Source organism: Paenirhizobium naphthalenivorans (assembly GCF_007992095.1).
In the GTDB taxonomy this organism is placed as follows: Bacteria; Pseudomonadota; Alphaproteobacteria; order Rhizobiales; family Rhizobiaceae; genus Allorhizobium; species Allorhizobium naphthalenivorans.
Map to the genome: position 1 here is coordinate 59,313 of NZ_BJZP01000025.1, position 9,759 is coordinate 69,071.

Annotated in this window: 7 protein-coding genes; 3 read left to right on the top strand and 4 right to left on the bottom strand. The window is 62.1% G+C overall.

The features are described from left to right. Positions 1-33 precede the first annotated feature (33 nt). From RNA01_RS19040 to RNA01_RS19050, 3 genes are read left to right on the top strand one after another with little or no spacing between them, the layout of a single operon-like run. The gene (locus RNA01_RS19040; RefSeq protein ID WP_147181748.1) at positions 34-2,370 is read left to right on the top strand and encodes an exopolysaccharide transport family protein; all 2,337 of its coding nucleotides are present in this window, start codon (positions 34-36) and stop codon (positions 2,368-2,370) included. Then, the gene (locus RNA01_RS19045) at positions 2,367-3,311 is read left to right on the top strand and encodes a glycosyltransferase family 2 protein (RefSeq protein ID WP_147181749.1); all 945 of its coding nucleotides are present in this window, start codon (positions 2,367-2,369) and stop codon (positions 3,309-3,311) included. The genes RNA01_RS19040 and RNA01_RS19045 overlap by 4 nt, the downstream gene beginning before the upstream one ends. Positions 3,312-3,314: 3 nt before the next feature. Next, positions 3,315-4,568 (top strand): glycosyltransferase family 4 protein, encoded by a 1,254-nt coding sequence (locus RNA01_RS19050; protein WP_147181750.1) that lies wholly within the window; start codon positions 3,315-3,317, stop codon positions 4,566-4,568. Between the two features lie 43 nt (positions 4,569-4,611). Here the strand turns inward: RNA01_RS19050 and RNA01_RS19055 are convergent, their stop codons facing one another. From RNA01_RS19055 to RNA01_RS19075, 4 genes are all read right to left on the bottom strand, one after another. After that, positions 4,612-5,460 (bottom strand): methyltransferase, TIGR04325 family, encoded by an 849-nt coding sequence (locus RNA01_RS19055; RefSeq protein ID WP_147181751.1) that lies wholly within the window; start codon positions 5,458-5,460, stop codon positions 4,612-4,614. Between the two features lie 24 nt (positions 5,461-5,484). After that, a complete protein-coding gene (locus RNA01_RS19060) occupies positions 5,485-7,020 on the bottom strand; it encodes an oligosaccharide flippase family protein (RefSeq protein ID WP_170253548.1) in 1,536 nt (511 codons plus the stop codon). A gap of 376 nt (positions 7,021-7,396) precedes the next feature. Then, positions 7,397-8,071 (bottom strand): sugar transferase, encoded by a 675-nt coding sequence (locus RNA01_RS19065; RefSeq protein WP_147181753.1) that lies wholly within the window; start codon positions 8,069-8,071, stop codon positions 7,397-7,399. A 487-nt stretch (positions 8,072-8,558) separates the two neighbouring features. Continuing rightward, entirely contained in the window at positions 8,559-9,590 is a 1,032-nt protein-coding gene (locus RNA01_RS19075) for an IS110 family RNA-guided transposase (protein WP_147181755.1), read from the bottom strand. Between the last annotated feature and the right edge of the window lie 169 nt (positions 9,591-9,759).

The window sequence follows — 9,759 nt, forward strand, 5'->3', positions numbered from 1 at the left end:
CGCCGACCAGCCAGAGCATTCAGGGGGACGTAAATGGGCCTGCACGAGTTCGGAAATATCTCAGTCGGTTCGCACGCCGAGCGAAAGGGAGCCGGCGAAAAGGAATACCTGTCCTTTCACGACGTGTTCGCCTTCCTGCGCCGGAACACCCTCGTCATCGGGGCGTTCACGGTCGCTGGGATCGTCCTGGGTGGCGTCTATGTTCTGAAGACCCAGCCGATATACCAGGCAACGACGCGGCTGGTGATGGACCCCGAACAGGGACGGGTCATCTCGCAGGACGTGTCCAGCGGCACCGTCATCATCGAGACCGCGGAAATCGCGAGCCAGGTGGAAATCGTCAAATCCGAGGCGATCGCGCTCGACGTGATCCAGCGGCTCGACCTCGTTAACGATCCCGAGTTCGCCGACACCAGTTCGTTGCGCACCATCGTCGTGGGCCTGCTGACCTCGACCGTCGACATGATAACCGGGACAACGCGGGAGGACGCGACCACCGTCAGCGAAGAGGAACGGCTGAGGCATGTGATGGGATACTTCCTGTCGCGCGTGACCGTGCAGCGCGTGGGGCAGTCCTACGTGCTCCAGATCGGATACAGTTCCAACGATCCGCAAAAGGCCGCCAGGACCGCGAACGCCCTGGCCGACGCCTATATTCGCAACGGCATGAACGAGCGCGCAGAGGCGGCGAAGCGTGGCGCGACGTGGCTTGAGAACCGGTTGGCCGAAATCGGCGCCAAGGCGAGAAAGGCCGCGATCACCGCCGAGGAGTTTCGCAACCGCAACGGCATCACCGCGGTCGGCAGTGTCTCGACTCTCGATCAGCAGCAGCTCTCCGAGCTCAGCAGCCAGGTGCTTGCCGCGAAGGCCGGGACGGCCGCAGAGTCCGCTAAGTTGGAGATCCTGACAAAGCTGATCTTGAAGGACCAAGCCACCGAAAGCGATCCGGAGGAAGTGGCGAACAACGCCCAGATCCAGAAGCTTCGCGAGGACATCCGATCGGCCCGCACCCGACTCGAGGGGTTGAAGAGCCGCTATAGCGACGGCAATCCGGCGATCGCGGCGACCCAGGCGGAGATCGACCGCCTGGATGCGGGGATCGGGGCGGAGCTGCGACGGATCGCGTCCGTCTACCGCGCCAATGTCGAGGTGGCGCGCACGCGGGAAAAGCTGGTCGAGGAGCAGTTCGCGGCGGCAAGTCGCAGCGGCGAGGACAAGAATATCGCCCGCGTCGAACTCGCCGAAATGGAAAGCAACGCCAACACCTATCGCCGCCTCTATGAGAGCATCCTGCAGCAGCTGTCCGGCACGCTGCAGACGCTTTCATTTCCCTCGGCGCAGGCTCGCGTCGTTTCGGCGGCGACGGCCCCCTTCGGCAAAAGCTGGCCGAAGACCTCGATCATCCTGCCATTCTCGGCCATGCTCGGTTTTGCGGGTGGTCTGATGGTAGCCGTTTTACGCAACAGTCTCGACCGCAGGACCAGCTCCAGCGGCCGCCTGGAAAGGGAACTCGGGATCGGTTCATTGGGGCGTATCCCGGTCTACCGGCCGGAACCCCGTCACAACAAGGGTAAGCCCGCGCTGCCGGAACCGGTGCAACCACTGCGATCGATCCTGGACTCGCCCTATTCCCGCTTTTCCGAGGCGCTGCGTGGCGTAAAGAGCTCCCTCGACGCCGTCATGCCCGCCAGCGGATCGCTCGTGGTCGGCGTCACATCGGTCGGCTCGGGGGAAGGCAAGACCACGATCGCGACGAACCTCGCGCAACTCTACCAGAATGAAGGACAGTCGGTTCTTCTGATCGATGCCGATTTCATCAGCGCGCGACTGACGCGTCTGGCGGCGAATACGGCGACGGAACTCGGATTGAAGCCGCTTGAACTGGAGGAGCCTGACATTCCGCTGATCTCCTTCCCCAGTATGCGACGACGCGACACCGCCGAACTCCCGACCCCACACAGCGAGATGCGGAGAGAGCGTGATCACGCTGAAACGCCGTCCGGAGAGGCGAGCACGATCCCGGTACCCCTTTTGACGACCAACCAGACGAAGCAGATCGCCGCATCCCACCAGAGATACGGCCATCTTCCAGCCCTCAAGGAAGCCATCGAGAAGCTGCGCAAGCAGTACAAGGTCGTTATCGTCGACATGTCCGGCTTCGAGAACTCGGCCGACACGCGCACGATCTGCACCTATCTCGACGGCGTCATTCTGGTGCTCGGAAATTCGAACAAGATGACGATCGAGCGCCTTGCCGACGCCCTTGCCCTGTTCGGCCGGTCGCGTCTTGCTCTTCTGGGCGTTGTCGCCAATCGCAGTGGCGTCGAGGATTGGTTCCAGAGCCGTTTCGGCGGCGGAGGCATCGGATGAACGTCTCCAGTGTTTCCCCGAAGCGCGGCGCATTGGCGCCATCGGCTGGCGCGCTCCATCTCGTGGTCGGTATTCCGAGCACGGGCAGGAAGGACATCCTCGCGAGGACGCTGCGCCAGCTGGCGCGCCAGGATCGGCAGCCGGACGAGGTCGTGGTTTGCGTCTGCTCGCAGGACGATATCGACCGGAATTGCCTGGCGGACCTTGCCTGTCCCTCCCGCGTCCTGATCTCGTCACGCGGCAGCTGCCGTCAACGCAATGGCATTCTCGATGCCGTACCGCAAGCCGATGTCGTCGTATTCCTCGACGATGACTTTCTCATGACGGCGCCCTATCTGGAGGAGATCGAGCAACTCTTCTCCGAACACCCCGATGTGGTGATTGCCACCGGAACCGTCATAGCCGACGGCATCACCGGGCCGGGCATCTCCCTCACCGAAGGGATCGACAGGATCCTGGCCGCAGAACTGGCGGCGGACTATGATCCGGATCCCTTGCACGCCGTCAATAACGGCTATGGATGCAACATGGCCGTGCGCATGTCGGCGGTGCGCGGCGGAAACCTGCGTTTCGACGAGGATATGCCGCTGTACGGCTGGCTGGAGGACGTCGACTTCAGTCGCATGGCGGCACGCCATGGCCGAGTGGTCAAGTCCACGCGACTGACAGGCGTGCATCTCGGCACGAAGCTCTCCCGCACCTCCGGCGCCCGGTTCGGCTACTCGCAGATCGCAAATCCGATCTACCTAGCCCGCAAGGGAACCATGACCGTCCGTCATGCCGGCCTTCAGATGGCGCGCAATGTCGCCGCCAACGCCGCGAAGGTTTGGCGGCCCGAACCGTGGGTCGACCGAAAGGGGCGCCTCAGGGGAAATCTTCGTGCGTTCGCGGATCTGCTCTTCCGCCGCCTGGCCCCAGGCAACATCGAGACGATGGACTAAGGCATGGTGGACCGGCGGGCTGCTCACATCGTCATCATCAACGATCGCTCGAGCCGCGTTGGGGGAGCGTCCAACCTGGCGATCCTCCTGGCGAAGATGCTCGAAGACCGTGGCATCGGGACCACTTATTTCGCCGGCGACCATCCGTCCGACGAAAAGCCCGTCGCGGATACGATCCATCTTGGCGGCACGCCACTCGTCGATCAGGGCAGACTGACGGCATTTGCCAACGGTATCTACAACGCCCGGGCCTATGCCGCCCTGCGGGAACTCGTCCTCAAAAAGGATACGCCATCGACGATCTACCACGTGCACGGCTGGTCGAAAATCCTGTCCCCCTCCATCTTTCGGGCGCTGGAACCGGTGCGGCGCAGGACGATCCTCCACGCGCATGACTATTTCCTGGCATGCCCGAATGGCGGTTTTGCCAACTATCGTTCCCAGCAAGTGTGCTCGTTGCGGCCGATGTCCACGCAATGCCTCACCACCCAGTGCGACAAGCGCGGATACCACGAGAAGATCTGGCGCACCGCCCGGCATCTGCTCCGCGAACACTTCTACGAGACCCGCGACATGCCCGCGAACATTGTCATCGTTCACGAGCGCATGCGCGACTATTTCGCGCGCGCGGGGCTGAGCGGAGCATGTATCGATGCGATCCGCAATCCCGTGGAACCCTTCATGACCGAGCCCGGAACGCCATGGCGAAACAAGGCCTTTTTTTTCATCGGCCGGCTGGAGCAGGAAAAGGGCTTTGATGACGCCGCGCGGGCCGCGCGGCTTGCCGGCGCGCCGCTGCACGTGATCGGGGATGGCGCCGGCCGCGCCATGCTCGAGATGTCGTTTCCCGAGGTCACGCTCCACGGGTGGCGGGACCGCGACCAGATCCGCGCGCTCGTCGGCGATGCCCGCGCCGTCGTCGTCTCCTCGCGCGTGCCCGAGCCCTTCGGTCTGGTCGCGCTTGAAGCCGTTTCGAGCGGCATACCGGTGGTCATGCCCGATTCCGCCTTGCTCGCGAGCGAGATCGCCGCGCGCGGTTGCGGCATGACGTTCCGCGCCGGCGACGGCAAGAGCCTTGCCAACGTGTTGCGCCTCATCGCGACGGACGACGAGCTTGTCAGGGCCATGAGCCTTCGCTGCGCGCGGGAAGCGTCGATGCTGGCCCAGACCCAGATTTCCTGGAGCGAGGCGCTGATGAATCTCTACGAACGCGTGCTCGAACGCGCCGGGCGTGGCGCCCTCACCGGCATCTGCTGACGCCGGCCCCTTTGCTGCACGTTGCCGTCCGGGCGCTAACACACTATTGGATGCCCACCGGCGGCCGCTCTTCCTCCCGGCGTAAATAGAACCCGGCACATTCGCTGGGGCCGAGCTCCGGATGGGTCTCGATGACATGCGACAGCTCCGGGATGGCCCAGCGATCGACCAGTCGATAGCCCATCCGCGCCAATTCCCCGAGGAAGGCGTGCTCGTCACGCATCTGGTAGGGGACATAGGCCCGGCCTATGCGCTCAAGGGTGACAACCGGTCCGCCCTTGCGGAAAGCCACCTTGTTGAGCAGCAGATGGCGGGGCGGCGACCGCATGCTTGCGAGCAGGGCGCACAAGGGAATATCGAGGTATTGCAGCAGGCCCGAGCCGAGAAAGACGGATGCCTCGGGCGCATCCTCGATGCGGTCGACGAAGGACAGCTGGGTCAAACCGTCCGTGCGTGCTCGTTCACGGCCGGCGGCCACGATCGCCGGAACGTCATAGACGATCCAGAAAAAGGTCGCGTCGAGCGGCAACAGCTGGCGAAACGCCCGATACTTCGTCCCCATGTGCCCTCCCGCGTCGACGATGCGGTCGACCTCATCCAGAAGGCTGCGCAGCCAGAAGAGGATCGGATAATCCCAAGGCATGATCCGGCACATCTGTTCGAAGGCGACATTGGCGATCTCTTCGTGATCGTAGCCGACCAGCGCTCCGGTTCCGGCGGCGGCGACGGCCTCCTCGAACGAGGCATAGGCCCCGGTGAAACGACGGGGAAATGGCGATAGATAGCGAAGCCGGCCACCCAAGATGCGCAGCGGCACCAGTGACTGACCAAGCCCCGTCATCGTGCTCTTCAGGAGGGATCGTGTCGTTCTGGTGAGGTTGATGGTGTCCATGTGATCGGCTCCGGTTCGGCGCTTTCAGGTTGAGCCTGTCCGCTGGGCGAATGCGAAGATTGGCGGCGATCCCCCGTTGATCTTCTGCAGCGCCGCCAGCGTGACGACATAGACCGCTCCTCCCGCGATGGCCTGCAGCATGTTGACAGCAAGGCCGCTCGCGGCGGACGATTCGGCAACCTGGCCGATGAGGGCTACGGTCGTCACCATGGCGGAGACGCCGAGGACCGGATGGAGGCAGCGGCGCAAGACGCCACTCCAGTCCACGGCGCCATATCGGCTCTGCAGACGCATGGAAATGATGAACGAGAACATGGCGGCGGCGCATTGCCCCGCCGCCGCCGCCAGCATGCCAAAGGGCGTCAGCGCCAGAACGAAGGCCAGCGACACCAGGCTGTTGAGGAGAACGGCTGCGGGCATCTTCCTGATCGTTCCCGCGAGCGAAAGCAGGGGTTCCGTTAGGTATCCCGGAATGAGCAGGATCTGCTTGACCGACAGCAGCGTGATCAGGATCGCCGCCGGTGCCCAGGCCTCGCCGAGCACAATGTGGACAACGCTGCCGGACATCAGCGCCAGCCCGATATAGACCGGCAGGGAAACCGCCATGGCGGACACCATGAACCCCGTGGCCGCGGTGCCGATCTCCCGCGAGACGTCGCGGTCCCCTGGTGGCAGATTGCTCACCCGCCGCAATATGACCCACGCTAGGAGACGCAGTGGCTCTCCGATCATCTCGGAAAAGGCGGCGACGATCCGTTCCGCCGCCCGGTAGTAACCCGCGTCGGCAAGGCCGAGAAAACTACCGACGATGAGGGTCCCGGAATAGGAACGGACGAACACGATGAGACGGTTCGAAACGATGTGGCGGGAAAAATCCAGCAGCTCCCACAGCAGCGCGCGCGTCAGGCGAGGTTTGGGCAGCCAGCGCACCATGGTCATGCAGGCCGTCAGCATCGTCAGCTGCATCGCCAGCCGACCCGCCACGAGGGCAAGCACGCTCCACCCCGCGAGCAGGCCCGCGACGGTCACGGCAAGACCGCACGCGTCGGCGAGAATCCTGACGGTCGCATGCGCCCGCAGCCGGCCGGCGGCGACCATGATGCCTTCGTAGACGACGACAAGCGAGGCAGGCAGTAGCCAGACGCTGAACAGCGCCACCAGCACGGCTTCCCAAATCTGCCCGAAATAGAGGCCGATGATCGTGGCGCCACAGAGCCCCACCGTCATCGAGAGCATGCCCGACAGGATGGAGACGGTGGCGATCTGATCCAGACGTTCGGCATCATTGTGCGTCTTCATGACGAATTCGCCCCACCCGCCCTCGGCGAAGATGACGAGAAGAACCGCGAAGGCGGCACTGTAGGCGAAGAGGCCGAATTCAGCCGATGTGAGAACCCGGGCGGCCACGACGAAAGCCGCCAGTTGGGCAACCTGCGAAAAAACCTTTGCGCCGAACGTCCAGACTGCCGAGCCGACGAGCGATGGCGAGACGAGCGCTAGCCGCAGCCGCGTCCACCAGACGCCCGCCCTTGTCGGCCTCGGACGAGGTTGCGCCCGCATGCCGGTCTTTTCCGTGGCTCCATCCTCCGTGGCCTGATCCTTCGTGGATCGCCGCCTGAAAGCCTCGCTTTGCGGATCAAATTCTGCACACATTCGGGTATTATCTCGAACGAGTCGTTGACGGTGACGGTGACGGTGACGGTCGGCCCCGGCTGGCCTCGCCGTCGAAACAATCACCTTGGCGGCCATGACGCGCAGCCAGACTTTTCTCGACGCGACAGCGGACCGGCGCGGAGGAAAGGGAGACCAGCGGGGAATTTCCTATGCGCCGTAGCGCATTTTTGAATGCGAAGTTCTTGTTGCGTTGGCTCGTCATTCTCGTCAGCCTCGTTTTCTGGATTGGCCTGATCGCCTGGCTGTTTTTGTAAACCAGCTTTCATTGTTCGTTCCGCGCGAAGAGAACGACCCCGATGGTTTTCCAGATGATGGCGAAATCCAGCGCCAGCGAGCATCCCAGGAAATACTCAACGTCGAGATGGACACGCTCCTCATACGAGGCGTTCTTGTTCTTGGAGATCTGCCAGGGCCCCGTGATCCCCGGCGTCATCGCCATGTAACAGCTCGCGTGGGAACCGTAGCGGTTGAGCTCGTCCAGCGTGATCGGTCGCGGCCCGACGATGGTCATCGTCCCGTTGAGAACGTTGATGAATTGGGGAAGCTCGTCGAGGCTGCTCGCGCGCAGATACCGGCCGAGCTTGTGCACACGCGGATCGTCCATGAGTTTGCGTGTCCGCGTCCACTCCTCCAGCCTGGCTGGATCGCGCTGCAGCAGTTCCGCCAACGCCTTGTCGGCGTCTTTCCGCATCGTCCGGAATTTGAGGCAGAAAAACGGCCGACCGTTCCGGCCGATGCGCTTATGGCGGTAAAAGATCGGCCTTCCGTCGATGATCAGGAGGGCGATGGCGATAAAAGTCAGGACGGGGGCGAGAAAGACCAGCGAGGCCAGGGAAAAGAAGACGTCGAAGACACGTTTGCCGTAATGGTGTTTGCTGGCCCCTTTTGACCGGACCGTACCGTGATGTCGTGACGCGCTATCGGAAATCAAGGACATTTCTCTCACCTCCTGGATCTCGGAGGCTGCCCGTCCGGGCCGCGAATTACAATTTCAATAGATGGACAGGCCCTAGTTCAAAGGAGGTAGCTCCATCCTGCCTGTTTGATCGCCGAGTGAGCGAACGGTAGCGTCGCGTTAGCATATCCGGCGTATTGTCGGGCACGAACCCGAACCCGTCGCCCGATGTGACTGTGTTTCGGCGTGGAATATTGGCTCTGACGCATATGTTGAACGGCCCGGTTAGCAAGGCATTTGTTGCATAAATCCCCATTGGACGGTGCAGTCATATGTCCGGCCTGTTTGCGCGGTCATCGACCGCTGGCCACGATGAGATCCGCGATGCCGATCGCCTAATCAATGTTGCGCGCTCAAAAGCGCACTGCGTCAGACGGTCTGATCGGCGTCGAGGTGTCGTCCCTCAGGTTCATCATGTTTCGGCACCTTGCCACTTTATCCCAACGCCTTGGCTTTGGGAATTTCGTCTCTAAGCAGTCACGGATGGCGACGGAGGTTGATAGATCCCGCCCTTGACGAGCAAAGCCCAAATTGTGCGCGCCATCTTGTTCGCGAGTGCTACGGCGGCGACCTTGTAGGGGCGGCGCGCAATCAGGGAGACCACCCAGGCAGGTAACTTCACGCCTCGGCGAACCTGTTTAAGAATTGATGTCGCTCCAACAATCAAGAGAGTTTGCAACTGCTTATTACCCTGCTTTGATATCTTGCCGAGCCGCTCCTTTCCTCCGCTGGAATTTGCCCTTGGTGTGATGCCGATCCATGCCGCCAAGTCCCGCCCGGTTCGAAAGGCTGCAGGATCTGGGACAGCCGCACGGACGGTTGCCGCGATGATTGGCCCTACACCAGGGATAGTCGTCAGCCGACGAGCAGCCTCATCGGCTTTCACCGCCGCGACAATCTTGGTATCGAGCGCCTCAACTCTTGCCGTCAGCTTTTCGATCTGCTCGGCCATCTCCAGAAGCGCGGTTCTAGCCGAGTTCGGTAGACGTTGGTCTCGATCATCGCGCAAAACGGCAATGAGCTTGGCTATGCTCGTCATTCCAGTAGCAGCAATAATCCCAAGCTCAGCCATGTGGGCACGCATGGCGTTTGCAGTCTGGCTTCGCTGACGCACGAATAACTCTCTGGTCTTCAAGACCATGCTTGCGGCCTGCTCCTCAGATGATTTGATAGGTACAAAGCGCATTGTCGGACGTGTTACCGCCTCACAGATTGCTTCCGCATCGGCGGCATCGGTCTTGTTCCGCTTGACGTACGGCTTCACATAGGCCGGTGGCATTACCCGCACCGTATGACCGAATTCACCGATCGCGTTGGCCCAGTAGTGGACACTTCCGCAAGCCTCGATACCGACCAGGCAGGGGTCGATGTTACGGAAGAACTCCAACAACTGTGATCGCCGCAAGGCACGTCGGACAGCGATATGTCCGTCTTCAGTGATGGCGTGGACTTGAAAGACTGACTTGGCCAGATCCAGTCCGATTGTGCTAATCTTCTCCATGGAACGGTTCCTTCTCTCTTGTGGCGATTGGCGTCACCACGATAGGCATCCTGGATGCCGGTGCGAAGGCCGTTCCACACCATCACTTTTGCTGCTGTGCGGCCCCTACGATGCGCCAATCAAACGCGCCTGCAGCAGATCGAGTTTGGCTCGCCCATAGCCACCGCCT

Excerpts from the sequence above, each read along its gene's own strand:
- RNA01_RS19065 (WP_147181753.1), bottom strand. The coding sequence starts at position 8,071 with ATGTCCTTGATTTCCGATAGCGCGTCACGACATCACGGTACGGTCCGG.
- RNA01_RS19055 (WP_147181751.1), bottom strand. The coding sequence starts at position 5,460 with ATGGACACCATCAACCTCACCAGAACGACACGATCCCTCCTGAAGAGC.
- RNA01_RS19075 (WP_147181755.1), bottom strand. The coding sequence starts at position 9,590 with ATGGAGAAGATTAGCACAATCGGACTGGATCTGGCCAAGTCAGTCTTT.
- RNA01_RS19045 (WP_147181749.1), top strand. The coding sequence starts at position 2,367 with ATGAACGTCTCCAGTGTTTCCCCGAAGCGCGGCGCATTGGCGCCATCG.
- RNA01_RS19040 (WP_147181748.1), top strand. The coding sequence starts at position 34 with ATGGGCCTGCACGAGTTCGGAAATATCTCAGTCGGTTCGCACGCCGAG.
- RNA01_RS19060 (WP_170253548.1), bottom strand. The coding sequence starts at position 7,020 with ATGCGGGCGCAACCTCGTCCGAGGCCGACAAGGGCGGGCGTCTGGTGG.
- RNA01_RS19050 (WP_147181750.1), top strand. The coding sequence starts at position 3,315 with ATGGTGGACCGGCGGGCTGCTCACATCGTCATCATCAACGATCGCTCG.